Source organism: Streptomyces sp. WAC04114, from assembly GCF_019733245.1.
Lineage (GTDB): Bacteria > Actinomycetota > Actinomycetes > Streptomycetales > Streptomycetaceae > Streptomyces > Streptomyces massasporeus_A.
Window position 1 is genome coordinate 35,127 of record NZ_JAIGQA010000029.1, and the last position, 21,782, is coordinate 56,908.

21 protein-coding genes and 2 tRNA genes are annotated in these 21,782 nt (G+C 70.2%); 7 read left to right on the forward strand and 16 right to left on the reverse strand.

Features of this window, described 5'->3' with window-relative positions; all coding sequences use genetic code 11:
* Positions 1 to 4 precede the first annotated feature (4 nt).
* From K4G64_RS11180 to K4G64_RS11195, 4 genes are all read right to left on the reverse strand, one after another.
* Positions 5 to 610, reverse strand: a complete 606-nt coding sequence (locus K4G64_RS11180) for a TetR/AcrR family transcriptional regulator (RefSeq protein ID WP_221755874.1) — start codon at positions 608 to 610, stop codon at positions 5 to 7.
* Between the two features lie 198 nt (positions 611 to 808).
* Complete coding sequence (locus K4G64_RS11185; protein WP_221755875.1) at positions 809 to 1,600, reverse strand: ABC transporter permease; 792 nt, start codon at positions 1,598 to 1,600, stop codon at positions 809 to 811.
* Positions 1,597 to 2,550, reverse strand: a complete 954-nt coding sequence (locus K4G64_RS11190; RefSeq protein ID WP_221755876.1) for an ATP-binding cassette domain-containing protein — start codon at positions 2,548 to 2,550, stop codon at positions 1,597 to 1,599. The genes K4G64_RS11185 and K4G64_RS11190 overlap by 4 nt, the downstream gene beginning before the upstream one ends.
* Before the next feature lie 32 nt (positions 2,551 to 2,582).
* Positions 2,583 to 3,254, reverse strand: coding sequence for a DUF4097 family beta strand repeat-containing protein (locus K4G64_RS11195; protein WP_221755877.1), 672 nt, complete (start codon positions 3,252 to 3,254; stop codon positions 2,583 to 2,585).
* A 234-nt stretch (positions 3,255 to 3,488) separates the two neighbouring features.
* Here K4G64_RS11195 and K4G64_RS11200 point away from each other — a divergent pair, with 234 nt between their 5' ends.
* The 3 genes from K4G64_RS11200 to K4G64_RS11210 all read left to right on the forward strand — a co-directional run bounded on the left by K4G64_RS11200 (position 3,489) and on the right by K4G64_RS11210 (position 5,583).
* A complete protein-coding gene (locus tag K4G64_RS11200) occupies positions 3,489 to 4,229 on the forward strand; it encodes a helix-turn-helix domain-containing protein (RefSeq protein WP_221755878.1) in 741 nt (246 codons plus the stop codon).
* Positions 4,230 to 4,262: 33 nt separating this feature from the next.
* On the forward strand, positions 4,263 to 5,063 hold the full coding sequence (gene hisN, locus K4G64_RS11205) for a histidinol-phosphatase (RefSeq protein ID WP_031110445.1): 801 nt from the start codon (positions 4,263 to 4,265) through the stop codon (positions 5,061 to 5,063).
* A 130-nt stretch (positions 5,064 to 5,193) separates the two neighbouring features.
* Positions 5,194 to 5,583 carry a cyclic nucleotide-binding/CBS domain-containing protein gene (locus tag K4G64_RS11210; RefSeq protein ID WP_221755879.1) on the forward strand — a complete coding sequence of 130 codons (390 nt, stop codon included), beginning with the start codon at positions 5,194 to 5,196 and terminating at the stop codon, positions 5,581 to 5,583.
* A 70-nt stretch (positions 5,584 to 5,653) separates the two neighbouring features.
* On the opposite strand, the gene K4G64_RS11215 is transcribed toward K4G64_RS11210, so the two are convergent.
* The gene (locus K4G64_RS11215) at positions 5,654 to 7,105 is read right to left on the reverse strand and encodes a catalase (protein ID WP_221755880.1); all 1,452 of its coding nucleotides are present in this window, start codon (positions 7,103 to 7,105) and stop codon (positions 5,654 to 5,656) included.
* 145 nt (positions 7,106 to 7,250) lie between these two features.
* Here K4G64_RS11215 and K4G64_RS11220 point away from each other — a divergent pair, with 145 nt between their 5' ends.
* The gene (locus K4G64_RS11220) at positions 7,251 to 7,667 is read left to right on the forward strand and encodes a Fur family transcriptional regulator (protein ID WP_031110441.1); all 417 of its coding nucleotides are present in this window, start codon (positions 7,251 to 7,253) and stop codon (positions 7,665 to 7,667) included.
* A gap of 124 nt (positions 7,668 to 7,791) precedes the next feature.
* On the opposite strand, the gene K4G64_RS11225 is transcribed toward K4G64_RS11220, so the two are convergent.
* The 4 genes from K4G64_RS11225 to K4G64_RS11240 form a co-directional block, all read right to left on the reverse strand.
* Positions 7,792 to 7,865: transfer RNA gene (locus tag K4G64_RS11225), tRNA-Met, on the reverse strand.
* Positions 7,866 to 7,947: 82 nt separating this feature from the next.
* Complete coding sequence (locus K4G64_RS11230; RefSeq protein WP_221755881.1) at positions 7,948 to 9,771, reverse strand: tetratricopeptide repeat protein; 1,824 nt, start codon at positions 9,769 to 9,771, stop codon at positions 7,948 to 7,950.
* A gap of 234 nt (positions 9,772 to 10,005) precedes the next feature.
* Positions 10,006 to 10,079 (reverse strand) — tRNA-Met (locus K4G64_RS11235).
* Positions 10,080 to 10,136: 57 nt separating this feature from the next.
* Positions 10,137 to 13,088: a UPF0182 family protein gene (locus K4G64_RS11240; RefSeq protein WP_221755892.1), complete on the reverse strand. Its 2,952-nt coding sequence runs from the start codon at positions 13,086 to 13,088 to the stop codon at positions 10,137 to 10,139.
* A 163-nt stretch (positions 13,089 to 13,251) separates the two neighbouring features.
* Between K4G64_RS11240 and K4G64_RS11245 the strand changes: the two genes are divergently transcribed.
* Positions 13,252 to 13,794 carry a PPA1309 family protein gene (locus K4G64_RS11245; RefSeq protein ID WP_221755882.1) on the forward strand — a complete coding sequence of 181 codons (543 nt, stop codon included), beginning with the start codon at positions 13,252 to 13,254 and terminating at the stop codon, positions 13,792 to 13,794.
* Positions 13,795 to 13,964: 170 nt separating this feature from the next.
* Here the strand turns inward: K4G64_RS11245 and K4G64_RS11250 are convergent, their stop codons facing one another.
* From K4G64_RS11250 to K4G64_RS11265, 4 genes are all read right to left on the reverse strand, one after another.
* Positions 13,965 to 15,056, reverse strand: a complete 1,092-nt coding sequence (locus K4G64_RS11250) for a PDZ domain-containing protein (RefSeq protein WP_221755883.1) — start codon at positions 15,054 to 15,056, stop codon at positions 13,965 to 13,967.
* Positions 15,057 to 15,158: 102 nt separating this feature from the next.
* Positions 15,159 to 15,323, reverse strand: coding sequence for a hypothetical protein (locus K4G64_RS11255; RefSeq protein ID WP_199820205.1), 165 nt, complete (start codon positions 15,321 to 15,323; stop codon positions 15,159 to 15,161).
* 115 nt (positions 15,324 to 15,438) lie between these two features.
* Positions 15,439 to 15,900 (reverse strand): molybdenum cofactor biosynthesis protein MoaE, encoded by a 462-nt coding sequence (locus tag K4G64_RS11260; protein ID WP_221755884.1) that lies wholly within the window; start codon positions 15,898 to 15,900, stop codon positions 15,439 to 15,441.
* A 161-nt stretch (positions 15,901 to 16,061) separates the two neighbouring features.
* Positions 16,062 to 17,183 carry an SDR family oxidoreductase gene (locus tag K4G64_RS11265; RefSeq protein WP_221755885.1) on the reverse strand — a complete coding sequence of 374 codons (1,122 nt, stop codon included), beginning with the start codon at positions 17,181 to 17,183 and terminating at the stop codon, positions 16,062 to 16,064.
* 192 nt (positions 17,184 to 17,375) lie between these two features.
* Between K4G64_RS11265 and K4G64_RS11270 the strand changes: the two genes are divergently transcribed.
* A complete protein-coding gene (locus K4G64_RS11270; RefSeq protein WP_221755886.1) occupies positions 17,376 to 18,842 on the forward strand; it encodes a zinc-dependent metalloprotease in 1,467 nt (488 codons plus the stop codon).
* A complete protein-coding gene (locus tag K4G64_RS11275; protein ID WP_221755887.1) occupies positions 18,839 to 19,366 on the forward strand; it encodes an NUDIX hydrolase in 528 nt (175 codons plus the stop codon). Before K4G64_RS11270 ends, K4G64_RS11275 begins: the two co-directional genes overlap by 4 nt.
* 172 nt (positions 19,367 to 19,538) lie before the next feature.
* On the opposite strand, the gene K4G64_RS11280 is transcribed toward K4G64_RS11275, so the two are convergent.
* The 3 genes from K4G64_RS11280 to K4G64_RS11290 all read right to left on the reverse strand — a co-directional run.
* A complete protein-coding gene (locus K4G64_RS11280) occupies positions 19,539 to 20,294 on the reverse strand; it encodes an AIM24 family protein (protein WP_221755888.1) in 756 nt (251 codons plus the stop codon).
* Positions 20,295 to 20,310: 16 nt separating this feature from the next.
* Positions 20,311 to 20,991 carry an AIM24 family protein gene (locus K4G64_RS11285; RefSeq protein ID WP_031112077.1) on the reverse strand — a complete coding sequence of 227 codons (681 nt, stop codon included), beginning with the start codon at positions 20,989 to 20,991 and terminating at the stop codon, positions 20,311 to 20,313.
* 11 nt (positions 20,992 to 21,002) lie between these two features.
* Positions 21,003 to 21,782 (reverse strand): AIM24 family protein (locus K4G64_RS11290; protein WP_260460320.1); only part of this gene is annotated, 780 nt, incomplete at its 5' end.

The window sequence follows — 21,782 nt, forward strand, 5'->3', positions numbered from 1 at the left end:
GGTGTCACCCCGCTTGCCGCTGAAGGGCGCTGCGAACCAGGTCGGCGACGCCGCCCTCGCCGGGTGGCGCGGCCACGCACGACAGGGCCAGCCGGACGGCGAGTTCGCAGGAGCGGGCCAGGTCGGCGGCGTCGGACTTGGCCGTGCCGGGGCCGGCCAGGAGGCCGACTGCCCGGTCGCGGACGAGAGCGACGAAGTCGCCGGGTGAGGGCAGCGGCCCGTCGGCGCGGCGCTGGGCCGGCACGGCGGAGGTGGACGGCACGGCCGACAGGGCCGGGGCGGGCAGCCGCTCGCTCCAGCAGCCGGTGAGCATGGCGCGGACGAGGAGGTTCTCCCGGGCGGTTGAAGCGGTCCACTCGGCGGTGGCGGTGAGCCGGTCGCGGGGGTCGCTGGGCCCGGTGAGGGCGCGGTCCACCCCGGCGAGAAATCCGTCGGCCTCTCTCCTGACGAGCGCCCGGGCGAGGCCGTCCTTGCTGCCGAACTCGTTGTACAGCGTCTGCCGGGACACTCCGGCCGCCGCGGCCACGTCCACCATCCGTACGGCCGACCACGGCCGGCGCACCAGCGCCGCGTACGCGGCGTCCAGTAGAGATTCCCGCGCTGCAGGCATCTTCGCCTCCCCTTGGGGCGAGCGGTCTGCGCCCAGATTTGACGCGCGTGGAACCACTGTCAAGGGTTCGCGAGCGCGCTTGGGGGCGCGTTTCGGCCTTGTCACGCGGGGCGTTGGGCCGGAGGGCTACGCCCTTGTCGCGCGGGGCGTCGGCCCGGAGGGCAACGGCCTTGTCGCGCGACGCGTCGGCCCGGAGGGCTACTTCGGGTCGTCGTTGAACTTCGAGGCCGACCAGAAGTAGCCGAGCACCGCGAGGCCGAGGCACCAGGCGAGGGCGAGCCACCCGTTGTGACCGATCTCGGTGCCGAGCAGCAGGCCGCGCAAGGTCTCGATGGCCGGGGTGAACGGCTGGTACTCGGCGATCGGCTGGAACCAGCCCGGCATCGCGTCGAGCGGGACGAAGGTGCTGGACAGCAGCGGCAGCAGGATCAGGGGCATCGCGTTGTTGCCGGCGGCCTCGGCGTTCGGGCTGACCAGGCCCATGCCGACCGCGATCCAGGTGAGGGCGGTCGCGAACAGCACGAGCAGTCCGAAGGCCGCGAGCCACTCCAGCACGGTGGCGTCGGTGGAGCGGAAGCCGATGGCCACACCGACGGCGCCGACGAGCACCACGCTGATGACCGCCTGCAGCACGCTGCCGATGACGTGCCCGATGAGCACCGAGCCGCGGTGGATGGCCATGGTCCGGAAGCGGGCGATGATGCCCTCGGTCATGTCGTTGGAGACGGAGACCGCGGTGCCGATCGTGGTGCTGCCGATGGTCATCAGCAGCAGCCCGGGGACGACGAAGGCGATGTATGCGGAGCGGTCCGGACCGCCGCCTCCGATACCGGCGCTCATGGTGTCGCCGAAGATGTAGACGAAGAGCAGCAACAGCATGATCGGCGTGAGCAGCAGGTTCAGCGTGAGGGACGGGTAGCGCCGGGCGTGCAGCAGGTTGCGGCGCAGCATGGTGGCCGAGTCGCGCACGGCGAGCGAGAGGGAGGTCATCGGGCCGTCTCCTTGGACTGGTCGGTGGTGCCCGTCAGGGCGAAGAACACGTCGTCGAGGTCGGGGGTGTGCACGGTCAACTCGTCCGCTTCGACACCTGCGGCGTCCAGACGGTCGAGGATGGTGCGCAGTGCGCGCTGGCTGCCGTCGCTGGGGAGTTGAAGGGCGAGGGCTTCGTCGTCCCGGGTGACTTCGTGCAGGGCGGTGGTGGCGTTCCGGTAGGCGGTGGGGTCGGTGAAGCGGAGCCGGACGTGTCCGCCGGGGACGATCCGCTTGAGTTCCTCGGCGGAGCCTTCGGCGGCGAGGGTGCCGTTGTGGAGGACGGCGATGCGGTCGGCGAGTTCGTCGGCTTCCTCCAGGTACTGGGTGGTGAGGAAGACGGTGACGCCGCCGGTGACGAGGTCGCGGATGATCTGCCACATGCTGTGGCGGGCGCGGGGGTCGAGGCCGGTGGTGGGTTCGTCGAGGAAGATGATCCTGGGGTCGCCGACCAGGGTCATGGCGATGTCGAGGCGGCGTTTCATGCCGCCGGAGTAGGTGGAGGCGGGCTTCTTCGCGGCGTCGGTGAGGTCGAAGCGTTCCAGCAGCTCGGCGGCGACGCGGCGGCCCTCGCGCTTGGGCAGGTGGTGCAGGTCCGCCATGAGGAGCATGTTCTCCTCGCCGGTGATCAGGCCGTCGACCGCGGAGAACTGACCGGTCACTCCGATCGCGGCGCGTATGGCCTGCGGGTCGGCGGTGAGGTCGTGGCCGCCGACCCGGATCTCGCCGCTGGCCGGGTCCGGCGAGATGAGGGTGGAGAGGATCTTGACGGCGGTGGTCTTGCCGGCGCCGTTCGGGCCGAGGAGGGAGAAGATCGTTCCTTCCGGGACGGCCAGGTCGACGCCGTCCAGGACGGTCTTGTCGCCGTAGGACTTCCGCAGCCCGTTCGCCGCGATGGCCAGATCGGTCATGAGAGGTGCTCCTTCGGACGGGCGGCGGGGTTTCAGAGGCTGCGGGCGGTGATGTCGCCCTGGGCGGTGGTGGCGTGGACGATCAGACCGGCGGCGGAACCTTCGGTGTTGTTGAGGGAGTTGTGGATCCGGCCGTAGCCGGTGCCGGCGTCGAGGGAGGCGGAGACGCCGCGGGCGGCGGTGACGGTGATGTCGCCCTGCTCGGTGCGCAGTCTGACTGCGCCGGTCACGGCTTCGGCGATGCGGAGGTCGCCCTTCTGGGTGGTGATCTCGGCGGGGCCGCCCAGGCGGCCGACGGAGATGTCGCCGGCGAGCAGGGTGAGGCGGGCGCTGCCGGCCTCGTCGAGCTTGACGGTGCCCTGGGCCGCGTCGTAGGTGACGTCGCCGAGCCGTCCGACGCCGCGCAGGTCGGCGGCGGCGGCCTTGGCCTGGACGCTGGAGCCGGCGGGCAGCTGGACGGTGACCTCGACGGATCCGGAGTTGCCGAGGATGCGGTTCTTGGGCGCGGGGGCCTCGATCCGCAGGACGCCGTCGTGGTGGGTGATCTCGATCTGCTGTGCCGCTTTGGCGTCGTGGCTCTTGGCGGGGTCCGCGGGCAGGACCTCGACGGTGGTGTCGGTGCGGTCAGCGGCGATGAGGCGGATGCGTCCGGCGGGGATGTCGAGGACGGCCGAGACGGGGGCGGGGCTGTCGAACTTCTGCATCGTTGCTCTCCTTGCTCTGGCTTTCGTTCCGTCGTTTCCAACGATGGAAAAGCTACGTTGCGTTCACGTGATAGGCAACAACTTCGTTGCATGCGAAGCCAGTCAACACAGCTCAGAGCCGATATTTCATTGCAACGATCCTGCCGCCTAACGCAACAACACCATGCGCTTCGTTGCAATGAAATGAAGATGAACGCTATGGTGCGAACATCACGCACCACGAAGGAGGCCGCGATGCCGGGAGGCAGACTCACTCAGCACGAGCGCCAGCAGATCGCGCTGGGACTGGCCGACGGCCTCGCCTACGCGGAGATCGCCCGGCGCCTGGACCGCCCGACCTCGACGATCACCCGCGAGGTCATGCGCAACGGCGGCCCCACGGCCTACCGCGCCGACCTGGCCCATCGCGCCACGGAACGCCGCACCCGCCGCAAGCAGGCCGCACCACGCGACCCGAAGGCGCTCCCGCAGCCCGACGGACGGGACGCCGAGGCCGTACGCGAGTACGAGGAGACGTTCACCACCGTCATGATGGGGTCGGGCATGCCGAAGATGATGTCCCGCGTGCTGGCCTGCCTGTGCATGACCGACTCGGGCAGCCTCACCGCGTCGGAACTGGCCCAGCGCCTCCAGGTCAGCCCGGCCTCGGTGTCAAAGGCGGTCGCGTTCCTCGACAGCCAGGGCTTCGTCCGCCGGGAGGCCGACCAGGGCCGCCGGGAGCGCTACATCGTCGACGACGACATCTGGTACCGGTCGATGCTGGCCAGCGCACAGTCCATCGCCAAGGTCGTCGAGACCGCACGGCAGGGCGTCGGCGTCCTCGGCCCCGGCACCCCGGCCGCCGTCCGCCTCGAGAACATCGCCCGTTTCCTCGACTTCGTCTCCGAGAGCTCCGCCCGCGCCGCGGAGCAGGCACGCGACATCCTCCACACCAGACCCGAGACCGCATCCGACTCCCCCGCAAACCCCCTGTAGCCCCATCGCCACCTCGGCAGATAGGTTCGTTGCATGCCCGACTACCTCGACGACCTGCGTCTCGCCCACGTCCTCGCCGACGCCGCCGACGCCGCGACGATGGACCGGTTCAAGGCCCTCGACCTCAAGGTCGAGACCAAACCGGACATGACCCCGGTGAGCGAGGCGGACAAGGCCGCGGAGGAACTCATCCGCGGCCACCTCGGGCGCGCCCGCCCCAGAGACGCGATCCTCGGCGAGGAGTACGGCGTCGAGGGCACCGGCCCCCGTCGCTGGGTGATCGACCCGATCGACGGCACCAAGAACTACGTGCGCGGCGTTCCCGTCTGGGCCACGCTCATCTCGCTGATGGAGGCCGGCGAGGGCGGCTTCCAGCCCGTCGTCGGCGTCGTCTCCGCCCCCGCCCTCGGCCGCCGCTGGTGGGCCGCGAAGGGCCATGGCGCGTTCTCCGGCCGCAGCCTCACCAAGGCCTCCCGGCTGCAGGTCTCCCGCGTCTCCAAGCTCTCCGACGCGTCCTTCTCGTACTCCTCGCTGAGCGGCTGGGAGGAGCAGGGCCGCCTGGACGGGTTCCTGGACCTGACCCGCGAGGTGTGGCGCACGCGCGCGTACGGCGACTTCTGGCCGTACATGATGGTCGCGGAGGGCGCCGTCGACATGTGCGCCGAGCCGGAGCTGTCCCTGTGGGACATGGCCGCCACCGCCATCGTCGTCACCGAGGCGGGTGGCACCTTCACCGGCCTCGACGCCCGCCCGGGCCCCCACAGCGGCAACGCGGCCGCGTCGAACGGCCTGCTCCACGACGAGCTGCTGGGATACCTGAACCAGCGCTACTGAGCCCCCCGTTGTTACCGAGCGCCCCCTTGTTGACCCTCCCTTTACCTGTCACCCTGAGAGTCCCCCCCACTTGTGAATTTGTGAAATTTCGAACGAACGGCGGGGAGACTCCCAGGAGGTGGCTCCATCCATGCTCGTCCGTGACGCCATGAGCACTGTCGTCCTGACCATCGGCCCGACCCACACCCTGCGCCAGGCCGCGGCGCTGATGTCCGCGCGCAAGGTCGGGGCGGCCGTCGTCCACGACCCCGACACCGGCATCGGCATCCTGACCGAGCGCGACATCCTCAACTCCGTGGGCCTGGGCCAGGACCCGGACGCGGAACGCGCCCACGCCCACACCACCAACAACGTCGTGTTCGCCGCCCCGGCCTGGACCCTGGAGGAGGCGGCGGCCGCCATGGCGCACGGCGGCTTCCGGCACCTCATCGTGCTGGACGACGGCGAACCCGCCGGCATCGTCTCGGTCCGCGACATCATCCGCTGCTGGGCACCGGCGCGACAGCAGGTTCCGGCGTGAGACGCGGACGGGCCGGGCCCCCCGAAGGGACCCGGCCCGTCCGCCACCGCAAGCGGTCCAGCGCTGGAGTTCAGCCGCGCAGGGCCTGGACCGCGGCCTCCAGCCGCTTGCCGTAGTCTCCGTCGGCCCGACGGAAGTTGTCGATCGCCCGCTCGACGATGTCGTCGCGCGAGACCTTGGCGATGAAGCCGGCCAGGTTGGCCACCAGGCGCTCCTTCTCGGCCTCGCTCATCAGGCGGTAGAGATTGCCCGCCTGCACGAAGTCGTCGTCCTCGGCGTGCACCGGAGCCGGGTGGTTGCCCGTCGCGCCGCTCACGGCCGTGGCGGACCACAGCGGACGGTCCGTCTGGAACTGGCCGCCGAAGCTGTTCGGCTCGTAGTTCTTCGCGCCCCCGTGCCGGCCGTCGTAGAGGTACCCGTCCCGGGAGCTGGTGCGCGCCACGGTGGCGTGCGGCCGGTTCACCGGCAGGTGGTCTGCGTTGATGCCGACCCGGTAGCGGTGGGCGTCGCCGTAGGCGAAGAGACGGCCCTGGAGCATCTTGTCCGGGGAGGGGCCGATGCCCGGCACGAAGTGGGCGGGGCTGAAGATCGACTGCTCGACCTCGGCGAAGACGTTCTCCGGGTTGCGGTTGAGCTCCAGCTTGCCGATCTCGACGACCGGGTAGTCCGCGTGCGGCCAGACCTTGGTCAGGTCGAACGGGTTGAAGCGGTAGGTCGCCGCCTCGGCCACCGGCATGATCTGCACACCGACGGTCCAGGTCGGGTACTCGCCGCGCTCGATGGCCTGGCGAAGGTCACGCTGGTGGGAGTCGGGGTCCTCACCGGCGAGCCGGGCCGCCGCCTCGGCCGTCAGGTTCTTGATGCCCTGGTCGGTCTTGAAGTGGTACTTCACCCAGAAGGCCTCGCCGGCCTCATTGCTCCACTGGAAGGTGTGCGAGCCGAAGCCGTCCATGTGGCGGTACGAGGCGGGGATGCCGCGGTCACCGAACAGCCAGGTCACCTGGTGCGTCGACTCGGGCGACAGACTCCAGAAGTCCCAGACGTTGTCCGCCTCCGTCGAGCCGGTGTAGGGGTCGCGCTTCTGGGTGTGGATGAAGTCCGGGAACTTGATGGCGTCCTTGATGAAGAACACCGGGGTGTTGTTGCCGACGAGGTCGTAGTTGCCCTCCTCGGTGTAGAACTTCAGCGCGAAGCCGCGCGGGTCGCGGACCGCGTCCGCCGCCCCCAGGTTGCCCGCCACCGTCGAGAAGCGCAGGAAGACCTCGGTCTGCTTGCCGATCCCGGAGAGGAAGGCGGCCCGCGTGTACGGGGTGACGTCGGCGGTCACCGTGAAGGTGCCGTACGCACCGGCGCCGCGGGCGTGGACGACACGCTCCGGGATGCGCTCACGGTTGAAGTGGGCCAGTTTCTCCAGCAGCAGCTGGTCCTGGACGAGCACCGGGCCGCCGACGCCCGCGGTCTCGCTGTTCTGGTTGTCGGCGACCGGAGCCCCGGCCTCCGTCGTAAGCGGTCCCTGCGTCACGTGCGCCTCCTGCACCATTCCTGACCGATCCTGTCCACCGGCCAAAGCCGTTCTCGATCCTACAATAGACAATGTCTAAAGCAAGTGAGGCTCTAAACTCACACCTGTTCGGGACCTGGTCCCTTTAGCTGTTAGGCTGGTGGCCATGAGTGACCTTCTGGAACGCCTGCGCGGACGCGGATGGCGGATGACCGCGCAGCGGCGCGTCGTGGCCGAGGTCCTCGACGGCGAACACGTCCATCTGACGGCCGACGAGGTCCATGCCCGGGCCGTCGCCAAGCTGCCCGAGATCTCCCGGGCGACCGTGTACAACACGCTGGGTGAGCTCGTGACCCTCGGCGAGGTGCTGGAGGTCTCCACGGACCAGCGCGCCAAGCGGTACGACCCGAATGCCCACCAGCCTCACCACCACCTGGTCTGTGCCCAGTGCGGCGCGATCCGGGACGTCCACCCGGTCGGCAACCCGCTGGCGGACCTGCCCGACACCGAGCGCTTCGGCTTCACGGTCTCGGACGTCGAGGTGACCTACCGCGGCGTCTGCCCGAACTGCGCGGCCGCCTAGCCCCCACGAACGCGCGGGAGCCCCGGCACTGATGGGTGCCGGGGCTCTCTGCTGCCATGCTGCATGACGCCGTCGCATACGCCGAGGGCCGGAACCCTTTCGGATTCCGGCCCTCGGCCTTCAGTAGCGGGGACAGGATTTGAACCTGCGACCTCTGGGTTATGAGCCCAGCGAGCTACCGAGCTGCTCCACCCCGCGTCGGTGAATGCAACGTTACGTCACCGCGGAGGACGGATGCAAATCCATTGCGCGGCTGCACCCCGGCCCCATCCGCACCACCTCACGCGGACAGCTCCTGCCGCAGCGCGTCCCTCAGCCGCTCCGCCCGCTCGGTGACCGACGCCGGTCCCAGCGACACGGCCCGGTCGGCCCACCGCTGGCCCTCCGCCAGCTCACCCCGACGCGCGTAGACCAGGGCCAGCCGCAACGCCGCCCGCCCGTGACCGGCGTCGGCGGCGCGCGTCCACCAGACCGCCGCCTCGGGCTCGCTCCCCTCCCGGGCCAGCAGCAGCCCGAGATTGAACGCGCCGTTGCGGGACCCGGCCTCGGCCGCCTCCCGGTACCACCGAGCCGCCTCGACGACATCGCCGCGGGCCGCCGCCAGCATGCCGACCCGCACCTGCGCCCGCCGATGCCCCTGGGAGGCCGCCCGCTCGTACCACTCCTCGCACTCGCTCCGCCGGTGCACCGGCTCCCCGAGCTCGTGCGCGGGCTCCGGCGGCCGCCGCGCGTCGAGCACGGTCGCCAGCCGGTACGCGGCCTCGGCGCTCCCGCCCCCGGCCGCACACCGCAGATGCCGCTCGGCCTCCTGCTCGTCGCCGTCCCGCAGCCTCGCCATGCCGACCTGGAGCGCCGCCTCGGTGTGCCCGGCGGCAGCGGCCCGCTCGTACCAGCGCAGCGCGGCCTGCTCCTCGTCCCGCCCGGCATGCAGGATGCCGAGGTTGAAAGCGGCGTCCACGCTCCCGGCCTCCGCGGCCTTGGAGAACCACGGCTCGGCGCCCGTCTCGTCGCCGCCCCGCAGCAGCAGGATCGCCAGCGCGTTGGCGGCCTCCCGGTGCCCGGCGTAGGCCGCGCGCCGGTACCACTGCTCGGCCTGCGGGGTGCGCCCCTGCTCGGCGCAGAGCAGGCCGAGGTTGTACGCGCCGTTCACGTCGCCCGCGTCCATCGCGGCTCGGTACCACCGCTCGGCGGTCTGGGTCTCGCCCCGCTCGGCGTGCAGCGCACCCAGCGCGTTCGCGGCGTTGCCGTCGCCGTCCTGGGCGGCGCGCAGCCACCACACGGCGGCGTTCTCGATGTCGCCCGCGTCGCGCAGCAGGAAGCCGAGCGCGCAGGCGGCCCGCGCCTCGCCGTCCTTGGCGGAGGTCAGATACCAGCGTCCGGCCTCCTTGAGCTCGCCGCGCCTCTCCAGGATCGTCCCGAGCTGCAGGGCGGCCCGCCGGTGGCCGCGCGCGGCGGCCTGGCGGTACCACTGCTCGGCCTCCTCGTGCGCCTGGACACCGTTGTCGCCTTCGGCTTCCCGCGCCGCCTTCCGGTCCAGCGCCCGCGCCAGCCGGTACGCCGCCTCGCGGTGGCCGCGCTCGGCCGCGACCCGCATCCACTGTTCGGCCGCGGCGTCCCCGCGGTGCTCCAGCAGGTCGGCGAGCGCGTAGGCGCCCAGCGTGTGCCCCTGCTCGGCGGACTGGCGCAGCCAGTACTCGGCGGCGGGTTCGTCACCGCGCTCGCGGTGGTGCCGGCCGAGGGCGTGCGCGGCCGCCGTGGATCCGGCGACGGCGGCGATCCGCCACCATCCGGCGGCCTCCTCGGCGTATCCCCGCTGGTGAAGGAGGACTCCCAGGTTGTTGGCCGCCGCCCGGTCGCCCGCGGCGGTGGCGGCTCGCAGATGAGGCTCGGCACCGTCGAGATCGCCACGGCGCAGCAGCATGGCCCCGAGGACACTCATGGCTTCGACGTCGCCGGCCTCGGCGGCCAGCCGCTGACGCAGCTCCTCGGCCGCCTCGTCGGCGATCTCCCCGGTCTCGTCCGGGGTCTCGGTGTCCTCCCGGCTGGAAGGCTGCACAAAACGCCCTGTCTCGAACAGAGTTGCCTTGTCCCCCATAACGTCCATCGTCGCACCACCTGCAACCTGGGTACACCTGGTATACCGCAGCCAGTGAGGTCACTTCAGCGTTTTGTCGACATGCCCACAGAGAGACAAGTCAAACACAGATCGCCCAACTCCCCCCGGCGGCGCGGCCACAACCCGCGCCAGCACATGCGTTCACACATCACGAAGGCCCGGATTCCTCTGTGGAATCCGGGCCTTCGGTGTCGCTGCGTCACTCGGACATCGCGACTTCAGTAGCGGGGACAGGATTTGAACCTGCGACCTCTGGGTTATGAGCCCAGCGAGCTACCGAGCTGCTCCACCCCGCGCCGTTGTGTTCACAACCGTATCACGGCGCGGGGTGGGCATTTGACCAGGCCAGGGCCTCAGCTGCTCGGCTTCGGGCTCGGACTGCCGCTGGGGCTGCCGCTCGGCTTGTCGCCGGGCTTGCTCTCGCCGCCCCCGGCGCCGCCCGTGCCGCTCGCCTCGGACTGCGCGTCCTCGGCCCGCCGCAGCGCGTCCTCGAGGTCGTTCTGCGCCTTGCCGTACGCCTCCCAGTCGTTCTTCTTCAGGGCCTCCTGACCCGCGTCGAACGCCTTCTGGGCGTCCTCCAGGGCCTGTTGGACCGTCGGGTTGTCGGACGTCGGCGGTGGTGTCGTCGTATCGCCCTCGTCCGGTGGCTCGGTGGTCGGGCCGTCCGCTCCGAAGACCTTGTTGAGGGCCTCGTCGAGGGTGTTCTCGAAGGCGGTCTGGCCTCCGTAGGTGACGAGCACCTTGCGCAGGAGCGGGTACTTCAGTCCGCCACCGCGCACGTAGACCGGCTCCACGTACAGCAGTCCGCCGTCGAGCGGCACCGTCAGCAGGTTGCCGTACTCGACCTCGGAGTCGCCGCCTCTCAGGAGCCTGATGGACTCGGCGATGTCCTCCTGCGAGTTGAACTGGCTCTGGACCTGCTTGGGGCCGTTGACCGTGGTGTTCGTCGGCAGTTTCAGGATTCTGATCCTGCCGTAGTCACTGGTGCCCGCCTCGGCGTCGACCGCCATGAAGGCGCTGAGGTTGTCCCGGCCGGTGGGGGTGAAGGTCGTCGTCAGCGAGAACGCCTGCGCCTGCTGGTCGGGCATCTTCATGCTCAGGTAGTACGGCGGCACCGCGCTGCCCGACCGGTTCGTCGGGTCGTCCGGCACCTGCCACACCTCGCTGCCGCTGAGAAACGTCGTGGCGTCCTTCACGTGGTAGCGGGTGAGCAGCTCCCGCTGGACCTTGAACAGGTCCTGCGGGTAGCGCAGGTGGTCCATCAGATCCTTGGAGATGTCGCTCTTGGGCTCCACCGTGTTCGGGAAGGCCTTCATCCAGGTCTTCAGGACCGGGTCCTTGGTGTCCCACTGGTAGAGCTTGACCTCGCCGGTGTACGCGTCGACGGTCGCCTTCACCGAGTTGCGGATGTAGTTGACCTGGTTCTGCTGGGCCACCACCGCGCGGTTGTCGTTGGTGGCGGTCAGCGAGTCGGCCGTCGTGTCACCGAGGGTCGTACGCGAGGAGTACGGGTATCCGTTGGTCGTCGTGTACGCGTCGACGATCCACTGGATCTGGCCGTTGACCACCGCCGGGTAGGCGTCGCCGTCGATGGTCAGCCAGGGGGCGACCGCCTCGACGCGCTCCTTGGGCGTGCGGTTGTACAGGATTCGCGAACCGTCCCCGATGGCGCCGGAGTACAGGATCTGCGGCTCTCCGAACGCCACCGCGTACGCGGCCCGGTTGACCGGGTTGGAGAGGTTGACCCCGCTGTCGCCCTTGTAGCTGGTGGTCTTCTCACCGTTGTCGTCGGAGTAGTCGATCTCCTTCTGGGGACCGCCGACGATCGAGTACGTGGTGGTCTTCTCGCCGTAGTAGACCCGCTGCTCGTACGTGCCGAGGTCGCCCTTGGACGGGAGGTCGGACTCCGTGAAGTTCGGCCGGCCCTGGGCGTCGGCACTGGTGCCCTCGGCGGCGACCACTCCGTATCCGTGGGTGTAACGGAAGTGGTTGTTGATCCAGTTCTTCTTCGGGATGCCCGCGAGGTTGATCTCACGCAGGCCGATGACGGTGTCCTGGTCCTTGCCGTCCTTGGCGTAGCGGTCGACGTCCAGGTTCTCCGGGAACGCGTAGTAGTTCCTGATCTGCTGGAGCTGCTGGAACGTCGGCGAGACGATGTTGGGGTCCATGATGCGGATGCTCGCCGTGGACCCGACGTCGTCGCGCAGCTTGGTCTTGTCCTCGGTGTTGCCGGTGCCCGAGTAGTCGGTGACCTTGGTGCCGTCGATGCCGTACGCCTGGCGCGTGGCCTCGAGGTTCTTCTCGACGTACGGCGCTTCCTTGGCCTGCTCGTTCGGCTGGACCTGGAACTTCTGCACGATGGCCGGGTAGAGGCCGCCGATGAGGATCGCGGAGAGCACCATCAGGCCGAAGCCGATCACGGGCAGCTGCCAGGTGCGCCGCCAGATGGTGGCGAAGAACAGCAGCGCGCAGATGACGGCGATGCAGAACAGGATGGTCTTCGCCGGCAGGTAGGCGTTGGCGTCGACGTACCTGAGGCCCGTCCAGTTGTCGGTCGCCCTGAAGTCGCTGGACTTCACCGCGAGTCCGTACCGGTCGAGCCAGTACGCGACCGCCTTGAGGGCCACGAAGACGCCGATGAGGACCGACAGGTGCCCGGTGGCCGCGGCCGTGGCGCGGGCGCCGGGGCTGGTGACACGCAGGCCGCCGTACAGGTAGTGCGTGAGCGCGGCGGCGATCACGGAGAGGATCGCGGCGGCGAAGCCGAAGCCGAGCAGGAACCGGTACCAGGGCAGGTCGAAGGCGTAGAAGGAGACGTCCAGCTTGAACTGGGGGTCCTTCTGGCCGAAGGGCACGCCGTTGACCCACATCAGCCAGGTGCGCCACTGGCCGGAGGCGGAGGCTCCGGCGATCAGGCCCACCAGGGCGGTGATCCCGAACAGCAGCCACTTCTTGTAGGGCGCGATGCCCATCCGGTAGCGGTCGAGGTTCTGCTGCTCCATCGACATGGCGCTCAGCGGCGGCCGCAGCCGGTGCGCCAGCCAGATGTTGAAGCCGACGGCGAGGGCCATGAGCACGCCGAAGACGAAGAAGAGCCCGATCTTGGTCCACAGGGTGGTGGTGAAGACCGAGGAGTAGTTGACCGAGCGGTACCAGAGCCAGTCCGTCCAAAAGCCCGCGAACATGGTGAACGCCATGCCGAGAACGGCCAGGACGCCCAGCGTCATGAGCAGGGTCCGGACACGCCGGGACGGGCGGCCCACTCTGATCCGCGGCCCCGAAGGGCCTCCGCCGCGGTCCGGCATCTGGAAAGCCAAGGTGCGCACCTCGAAGTTCGCTGTTGATTCGTCAGGCCCGCGTCTTCACGGACCGTGCGTGGCCCCCGTGATCGTGGGCCCCCACCTATGCAACTTACTCACCGTTTACTCGGTTCCCGATTCCGGTCAGGAACGAGAGAGGATTGTGACCATGTCCAACACTCCCATGGCTGCGAACCCGCTCACCCGGGCCGTTCTCGAGATCGACGAGTACGTCTCCGGCCTCGGCTGGGACCAGCCAGCCCGCCTTTTCGCCCTCGTCGACACCGCACGGCTGCGGGCCGATCAGCCCTCGCTCGCGGACCGGCTCGGTCTGGGGGACGAGCCGGAGAACTCCGGCCTCACCCCGATCGAGCAGGATGAAGTTCCAACGGGCAAGCCGCTCGACGAGTTCCTCGCCACCATCGCCTGGCCCGACGCCGTGGTCGGCTGCGCCCTCGCCGTGGAGCGCCTGATGCTGCCGCCGTCCGCGGAGGCCCAGGTTCCGAAGGGTCTGAGCGAGGCCGCGCTCACGAAGTGGGTGGCGGACCACCCGGACCGCCAGGAGGTGCGCATGACGGTCGCGGTCCTGCGCGACGGAGCGCGCGATTCGGCCCTGCGGCTGCGCGAGAAGGACTCCCCCACCGAGGTCCTGACCGGTTCCGAGCTGGTCCCGGGCCTGGCGGAGGCGCTGGCGGCGACGTTCGAGGAGTAGCCCCCTGAGGACCGTGGGGTCCGGCATTCCGGACCCCTGGTCCCCTGACCCGTTGGCCCTCTGCTGCCTTGGTCCCCTGACCCCTTGGCCCTGGCCCTCTGGCCCTCTGGCCCTCTGGCCCTCTGGCCCTCTGGCCCTCTGGCGCCTTGTCCCCCGGTACTTGGTCCGGTCTACTTACCGCACTTCGGCAGATCGGCGGTGTCGCCGCTGCGGATGTCCTTGAGAGCGCCGAGGGCGTCCTTGATGGTGCCCACCTTGATCAGGGTGAGGCCGTCGGGGGTGTCCTTGGCGGCGGCCGCGCAGTTGTCGGCGGGCGTCAGGAAGTACTGGGCGCCCTTGGCCCGCGCGCCCACGGTCTTCATCTCGATGCCGCCGATCGGCCCGACCTTGCCGGCGTCGTCGATCGTGCCGGTGCCGGCCACGAACCTGCCGCCGGTCAGGCTGCCCGCAGTGAGCTTGTCGTAGATGCCGAGCGCGAACATCAGCCCGGCGCTCGGTCCGCCGACGTCGGCGAGCTTGATGTCGATGGTGAACGGGAACGTGTGGTCGGTCCCCGCGGAGATCCCCACGATGGCCCGCTTCTCACCCGTGTCGTCGGACGTCGTGGTGGTGATCGTGATGTCCTGCGTCTTGGTCGGCGTCCGCTTCTCCTTCTCCGCGGCGGCCTGCTCCTTGGCCGGCACGATCGTGAAGCGGACCTCCTGGCCCGGCTTGTGCTCGGTGACGAGCTTCGCGACGTCGGCCGGCTCCTTCACCGCCGTACCGTCGACGGCCTTGATCACGTCCCCCGCGTGCAGCTTGCCCTCCGCCGGGGACCCCTTGACGACCGTCGAGACGATCACCCAGGACTTCACCGGTACGTCCAGCTGCTTCAGGGCGGCGACCTTGGCGCTCTCCTGGGACTGGCTGAACTCCTCGGCGTTCTCCTGCGTGGACTGCTCCTCGGTCTTGCCGTCCGGGTAGAGCGTCTCGTGCGGCACGACCTTGTTGTCGTGCGCGAGCCAGCCGTAGACCGCCTCGACCAGGTTCATCCGGTAGTCGGCGCTCGTGACACGGACCGTGGTCATGTTCAGGTGGCCACTGGTCGCGTACGTCTTCTTGCCCTCGATCTGCAGTACCGGCTCACCGTCGTGATCGCCCAGCGTGTTCACCGTCGGCCCCGGGGACATCTCCGCGTAGGGCACGGGGATGAACACTCCCGCGCACAGGAGCGCGATCAGCATCAGGGTGGAAGCGAGCATCGTCGCGGTGCGGCGTGGCATGACACGACACTACGGGACGGTCCTGTCGGCGCACCGTCAGGGCCGCCCGTCCGGGGCGACCCTGCGCTTCACCACGCTTGTGACCTGCTGTTTCCTGTCCCGTCAGGCACCGGGCCGGGGCTTTTCCATGGCCTCCCGGAAGCGGGCGTAGCCGATGAGCTCCGGGCCGTCGTTGCGGACCTTGCGGGTCCGGTTGGCCCAACTGCCCCAGAGCCCCGCGCCGATGGCAGCCACAAGCGGAATCAGCAACCAGGCGAGCGCCGCCATGCCGACCTCCAACCCCTTTGAGCGTCCGCAACTGACTGATCAGCAGATTAACGATCCGCAGTGACAACGCTCACGCCGGGGGTGCGGTTACGCAACCGGAAGACGGCTTCCGAAATCAGCAGGCGCCGACCCATTCCTCGGTGCCGTCGGAGAACTTCTGGTGCTTCCAGATCGGCACCTCGTGCTTGAGGTCGTCGATCAGCCTCCGGCAGGCCTCGAAGGCCTCGCCCCGGTGCGGGCAGGAGACGGCGACGACCACGGCGAGGTCCCCGACCCGGAGGTCGCCCACGCGGTGCACGGCCGCCAGGGCACGCACCGGGAACTCGGCGACGACCTTCTCGGCGATCCGCCGCATCTCGGCCTCGGCGCTGGGGTGGCACGAGTACCCCAGCTCGTCGACGTCGGCGCCCCCGTCGTGGTTGCGCACGGTTCCCACGAAGAGGGCGGTGCCGCCGGCCGCGTCGTCCCCGACAGCCCGGAACACCTCGTCCAGGGAGAGGGCCGAGTCCCGGATCCCGATCAGCTTGATCGGGTCCTGGGCGGCCTGCTCACCGGGGTGATCGTTCGTGGTTGCCATGGGTCCATCGTGCCGCACGCGACCGACAGCGCGGAATAGAGCTTTCGACCGGCACGCGCGCGTACGCGTTTGGAGTCTCCTACAGGTGTCCTTCTCCCGCCCTCCGTAGGGAGCGCCCTCCTCGGAGTGGGGAGCGCCCCTCGGACTGTGGGGAGCGCTCCTCAGAACCGCCGCCGGGCCTTCCGCGCCCGCCGCACCACCGCAGCCGCACCCAGCAGCGCCACCGTCGCACCCGCGGCACCGGCGGCCGTGGCGTCCTTGCGGCCCAGCCGCCGTCCGGCGACCGTGTGCCGGCCGGACACCTCCTCCAGGAGTTCCGCCAGCACCTCCTCGTTGGTGTGCCGCGGCCGCCACCCGGCGTCGTGCAGCCGGCTGCCGCTCACCACCCAGGGGTACATCGTGTACGCCAGGTCCCCGGCCGGGGAGGGCGTGAGCCCGATCCGGTGCAGCCGCGCCGCCGCGCCCAGCGCGACCGCCGACGGCAGCTCCATCCGCCGGATCCCGCTGAGCTCCTCGACCTCCTCCTGCTCCAGCCAGCCGTCACACCCGACGGTCAGCTCCCCGTCGACCTTCTCCAGGACGGCGTACTCCAGCGCGCTGCACAGGTCCTCGACGTGGCAGAACTGCCACGCGGGCCGCGACCCGGCGACGACGAGCAACCGGGGAGACTCGAAGTACCTGGTCAGCGCGGTGTCCGTACCGCCCACCAGCACGGCCGGCCGGACCACGGTGACGTTGAGTCCCGGGTGCGCCCGCGGCGCCCGTCGTGCCAGCCGTTCGATCTCCAGCAGGTCGCCGACGCCGGTCGCCTCGGCCGTGGCGCGCAGCTCGGCGTCCTCGGACAGCGGCAGCTCGTTGTCGGGCAGCGCCCCGTAGACCATCGCCGAGGTGCACAGCACGACCCGGTGCACACCCGCCGCCGCGGCAGCCGTCAGGACGGTCTGCGTCCCCCGTACGTTGTAGGCCGTTCGGGCGGCTGCGTCGGTCTCCAGATCGAGATCCAGCGCCAGGTGCACCACTACATCGGCCCCGCGCAGCTTGTCCGCGATGGCCGGGTCCCGTACGTCCAGGATGTGCCACTGGGCCGCCGCGCACTCGCCGCGCCGCTCATCGATGGCGAGGACCTGCTTGACCTCGTCGGATGCGGCGAGCCGCTCCGTGAGCAGGGCTCCTACGCCGTACGCGGCGCCGGTCACCGCGACGACGGGTCCGCGCGCCGCGGGACTCGCGGAACTGGTTGACCGGTTTCGCGCTGCGCGAACCTGCGGATCTGGGGAACTCACCGGGCGTCTCCAGCGGTTGTCTTCAGTACGAGCGCGTCCGACGCGTGCGTACCAGGTGGCATCCATCCTGCCGCAGGCCGTCAGTCGGCGAAGCACCGAGGCCCGATCCGCCCCAGGTGTCTACGCTGGGTGGTGTTGTCGGGCAGCCGTGCCGCCGGAAAGAACCGGCGGCCCTACCAGCCGAGGAATCCCGTGAGTGACACCCCATTCGGATTCGGCCTTCCGCCGGAGGAGCCGGACGACGGCGACGAGGGCAAGAAGAAGGACCAGCAGAGCGGTGGTGGTCAGGGACCGGCCAACCCGTTCGGTTTTGGCGGCCTGCCCGGAGCCGGAGGCTTCGGCGGAGGTCCCGGTGGCCCCGGCGGCCCCGGTGCGGACAATCCGTTCGCAGCCATGTTCGGGTCGCTGAACCCCACCGACCTGGGCGCCGCGTTCCAACAGCTGGGCCAGATGCTCTCCTACGAGGGCGGCCCGGTGAACTGGGACATGGCCAAGCAGATCGCCCGCCAGACGGTCTCCCAGGGCAGCCCTGACGGCACCAAGGACGCCAGCGTCGGTCCCGCCGACCGCAAGGGCGTCGAGGAAGCCGTCCGCCTGGCCGACCTGTGGCTGGACGATGCCACGTCGCTGCCCTCCGGCGCCGCCTCCGCGGTGGCCTGGAGCCGCGCGGAGTGGGTCGAGGCGACCCTGCCCGCCTGGAAGGAGCTCGTCGACCCGGTCGCCGAGCGCGTCGGCAACGCCATGGGCGACGTCCTGCCGGAAGAGATGCAGGCCATGGCCGGCCCGCTGATCGGCATGATGCGTTCGATGGGCGGTGCCATGTTCGGCACGCAGATCGGGCAGGCCGTCGGCGTGCTCGCCGGCGAGGTCGTCGGCTCGACCGACATCGGCCTTCCGCTCGGCCCGGCCGGCAAGGCCGCGCTGCTGCCGGTGAACATCGAGACCTTCGGCAAGGACCTGAGCGTCCCCCAGGAGGAGGTGCGGCTGTATCTCGCCCTGCGCGAGGCCGCCCACCAGCGCCTCTTCGCGCACGTGCCGTGGCTGCGCTCGCACCTGTTCGGCGCGGTCGACGGCTACGCCCGCGGGATCAAGGTCGACACGGCCAAGCTGGAGGACGTGGTCGGCCAGTTCGACCCGCAGAACCCTGAGCAGCTGCAGGAAGCCCTCCAGCAGGGCATGTTCCAGCCGGAGGACACGCCCGAGCAGAAGGCCGCCCTGGCCCGTCTGGAGACGGCTCTGGCGCTCGTGGAGGGCTGGGTGGACGCGGTGGTCCACGCCGCGGCGAAGCCCCGCCTGGCGTCCGCTGACGCCCTGCGCGAGACCCTGCGCCGTCGCCGTGCCTCGGGCGGCCCTGCCGAGCAGACGTTCGCCACGCTGATCGGCCTGGAGCTGCGCCCGCGCCGTCTGCGGGACGCCTCCCGCCTGTGGGCCTCGCTCACGGACGCGCGCGGTGTCGACGGCCGGGACGCCCTGTGGCACCACCCGGACATGCTGCCGACGGCGACCGACCTGGACGACCCGGACGGCTTCGTGCACCGCGAGCAGATCGATTTCTCCGAGCTGGACAAGATGCTCGGCGAGGCGGCGCACAAGCCCGACCTGAAGAAGAAGGACGAGGGCGGGGCCGAGGACGAGGGCAAGGGCGACGACGCCGGGTGAGCCTGTACGACGACGCGGTCCTCGTACTGAAGGGGTACGAGGACCAGGCGGAGCTGCGCCAGGCCTATCTGGACCACCTGGCGGAGCACCCGGACGGCCTGTGGAAGGCCTGCCACGCGGGTCACATCACGGCGAGCGCCCTGGTGATCGACCCCGAGGGCGGCCGGGTGCTGCTGACCCTGCACAGGAAGCTGCGGATGTGGCTGCAGATGGGCGGCCACTGCGAGCCCGGCGACGCTTCCCTGGCGGACGCGGCCCTGCGTGAGGCGACGGAGGAGTCCGGCGTCCCGGGTCTCTCCCTGCTGCCCGGCGGCCCGGTGCGCCTGGACCGGCATCCGATCCCGCCGCCGTGCCACTGCCACTTCGACGTCCAGTACGCGGTCGTGGCACCCCCGGACGCCGCGCACGCGATCAGTGACGAGTCGCTCGACGTACGCTGGTTCGGGTACGACGAGGTGGCCGGGGTGGCGGACGAGTCGGTCGTGCAGTTGCTGACGGCGACCCGCGCGAGGCTCGGGGTCTGAACCTCGGTAAGGGGCGACCGCTGTAGCGGTCGCCCCTTACCTTCCTGCTGACAGGTGGCAGCGCCCCCTCAGGGGCGCGGGGAAGTGAGCGATCGGGCACCGACGGCTCGCGGGCTGAGACGAGACCGCACAACCCCCGACCTGAATCGGCCGAACCCCGCGGAGCACTCGCTCAGCTCCAGACGTTGCCCTGGTTCTGCCCCCGCGCTCCCTGCTGGCCCATGCCGTACTGCGCGGCGAGGCCCGAGCCGATCTGGGCGTTCTGCGGCGGCAGCAGTTCGCTCGGCTGGACGAGCGCGAAGCCGGTGCCCATGAAGCTCAGCTCCCAGCCCTCGCCGGTACTGCCGCGCCGCCGCCACACACCGGAGGAGTGCGTCTGGGCCTGCATCTGCACGCGCAGGCCTGTCGACCAGGCGACGATCGCGTCGGCGTCGCAGTTGACGTACTTGTCGGGCGTCACCTGCAGCGCCAGCGGCATGCCGGAGGTCATCAGGGCGACCTTGCCCCGGCCGGAGATGTTGAGCTGGTACTTCCCGGAGCCGGAGATGCCGTAGAGGCTGTCCACGGCGATGACCTCGTGGTGCAGGGAGGAGTCCATCGCCAGCACGTAGCTGCTGTCGACGGTGAGGCCGTCCTGGTCCACCTCCGTGATGTGGACATGCTGCTTGAGGTTGGCGAGATAGACCGTGCCCTGCCCGTGGCAGCGCATCAGGTCCAGGCCCTCCCCGGTCTGCGCACGCGCGCGTGACTGCTGGTTGCTCTGGAATTCGGCATCGAACTCGACGAGGCCCTGGTAGGCGACCATCGTGCCCTTGCGGGCCAGGACGTCGTCGTGGCCATCCAGGGCGACGCGCAGCATCTGCTTGTTCTGCAGACTCCAGCGTTCCTGAGTCTGCTGCTCGTTGTAGGCGAAAATCGGGCTCTGCATGGCGTGTGGCTCCCCCTCAGCCCCGGACCCGGAGGCGGTCGGTGCTGTCCTCGCTGGGCTGGACGACGACGATGCCCTGACCTGAGAAGGCCATCTGGTAGGCCTCGCCGCTGCCGCGGCCGATCAGCGACTGGGCCCGGAAACTGCGCTTTCCCTTCACCTTGAGGTTCGGGGACCAGGCGACGAGCGCGTCGGGGTCGACGTAGGTCTCGTCCTCGCCGCCTCCGCAGTCGACGACGATGGGCTTGCCCCGGGAGGTCAGCGCGACCCAGCCCTGCCCGGAGATCTTGGTGTTCCACAGGCCCTGCCCGGCGAACTTCGCCAGGCCCTTGACCCGCTCCACACCCCACGTGAGGTGGGCGTCGAAGGCGAGCAGGTTGGTGGCGTTGACGGAGATGCCGTCGCCGTTGAGGTTGATCACGACGACGTTCGCCCCGTAGTCGGCGAGGTAGAGCAGGCCGTCGCCGGAGCACTTCATCAGGGGCGCGCCCTCGCCGGTCATCCAGTCCTTGGCGATCTGGCGCACGGCCGGCGGGTTGGGCTCGTACTGGACGAACCCTTCGTAGGCGACCATCGACCCCACGCGCGCGAGGAGGTCGTTTCCGGTCTGCATGGCGACCTTCAGCATGTGGTTGCCGTGGTTCTCCATGCGGGCGGTGACGGGTGCGGGGGCGTGGCCCGCGAGCTGCTGTGTCATGACGGGCTCCCTCAGACCTCGTACGGCTGGACGACGATGAAGTTGCCGGGCGCTCCCCGGAACTGGAGGTTCACGCTCTCCCCCGTGTCTCCGGGGTAGGCGTTGCGGCGCATCCGCACCTGGCTGGAGACGACGACCTGGGCGGCGGCCGACCAGGCGACCACGGCGTTGCAGTCGGCGAACGTGGTGGGCGTGACGGGCAGCACCACGGGCGTGCCGTGCGTCTTCACGACGATGGTGCCGGTGCCCTGGAACTGCATGGTGAACAGGGCGCCGCCGGGGATGCCGTGGCCCTCGATGCGGCGGACCTCGTAGGTGAGGCTCTCGTCGAACGCGAGAACGTTCTCGGCGGAGACGCAGACGGCGTCGCCCTGCAGCTCGAGGGGGTGCAGCATGGTCGAGTTCTCGGCGAGGAACACCTGTCCCTGGCCCGTGCAGCGCATCAGCTGCATCTCCTGGCCGGTGGCGTTGCCCACGATCCGGCCGGCGAACCCGGCTCCCTTGTAGCTGAAGTCGACCTTGCCCTGGTAGAGCACCATGCTGCCCTGCCGGGCCAGCACGGGCTGTCCCCCGATGCCGAGGTCGACGCGGACGAGCTTCTTGTTCTGCTGCGTCCAGCGCTGCCCCGTGGGGGTCTCCTTGAACTGCTGGAGCGCGCCGGACACACCGGGGCCCTGCGGAGCGCCTTGCGGAGCGCCCTGGGGGACTCCCTGCGGGGCGCCGTAGGGGGCCTGCCCGTACGGCGCCCCGCAGGGAGTCCCCCAGGGCGCTCCGCAAGGCGCTCCGCAGGG

Coding starts and splice junctions, on each gene's coding strand:
- K4G64_RS11255 (WP_199820205.1), bottom strand. CDS start 15,323: ATGGCGGCGCTCGCCTGGTTGCTGATTCCGCTTGTGGCTGCCATCGGC.
- K4G64_RS11230 (WP_221755881.1), bottom strand. CDS start 9,771: ATGGACGTTATGGGGGACAAGGCAACTCTGTTCGAGACAGGGCGTTTT.
- K4G64_RS11200 (WP_221755878.1), top strand. CDS start 3,489: ATGCCGGGAGGCAGACTCACTCAGCACGAGCGCCAGCAGATCGCGCTG.
- hisN (WP_031110445.1), top strand. CDS start 4,263: ATGCCCGACTACCTCGACGACCTGCGTCTCGCCCACGTCCTCGCCGAC.
- K4G64_RS11240 (WP_221755892.1), bottom strand. CDS start 13,088: ATGCCGGACCGCGGCGGAGGCCCTTCGGGGCCGCGGATCAGAGTGGGC.
- K4G64_RS11190 (WP_221755876.1), bottom strand. CDS start 2,550: ATGACCGATCTGGCCATCGCGGCGAACGGGCTGCGGAAGTCCTACGGC.
- K4G64_RS11250 (WP_221755883.1), bottom strand. CDS start 15,056: ATGCCACGCCGCACCGCGACGATGCTCGCTTCCACCCTGATGCTGATC.
- K4G64_RS11285 (WP_031112077.1), bottom strand. CDS start 20,991: ATGACACAGCAGCTCGCGGGCCACGCCCCCGCACCCGTCACCGCCCGC.
- K4G64_RS11185 (WP_221755875.1), bottom strand. CDS start 1,600: ATGACCTCCCTCTCGCTCGCCGTGCGCGACTCGGCCACCATGCTGCGC.
- K4G64_RS11195 (WP_221755877.1), bottom strand. CDS start 3,254: ATGCAGAAGTTCGACAGCCCCGCCCCCGTCTCGGCCGTCCTCGACATC.
- K4G64_RS11260 (WP_221755884.1), bottom strand. CDS start 15,900: ATGGCAACCACGAACGATCACCCCGGTGAGCAGGCCGCCCAGGACCCG.
- K4G64_RS11180 (WP_221755874.1), bottom strand. CDS start 610: ATGCCTGCAGCGCGGGAATCTCTACTGGACGCCGCGTACGCGGCGCTG.
- K4G64_RS11245 (WP_221755882.1), top strand. CDS start 13,252: ATGTCCAACACTCCCATGGCTGCGAACCCGCTCACCCGGGCCGTTCTC.
- K4G64_RS11280 (WP_221755888.1), bottom strand. CDS start 20,294: ATGCAGAGCCCGATTTTCGCCTACAACGAGCAGCAGACTCAGGAACGC.
- K4G64_RS11220 (WP_031110441.1), top strand. CDS start 7,251: ATGAGTGACCTTCTGGAACGCCTGCGCGGACGCGGATGGCGGATGACC.
- K4G64_RS11210 (WP_221755879.1), top strand. CDS start 5,194: ATGCTCGTCCGTGACGCCATGAGCACTGTCGTCCTGACCATCGGCCCG.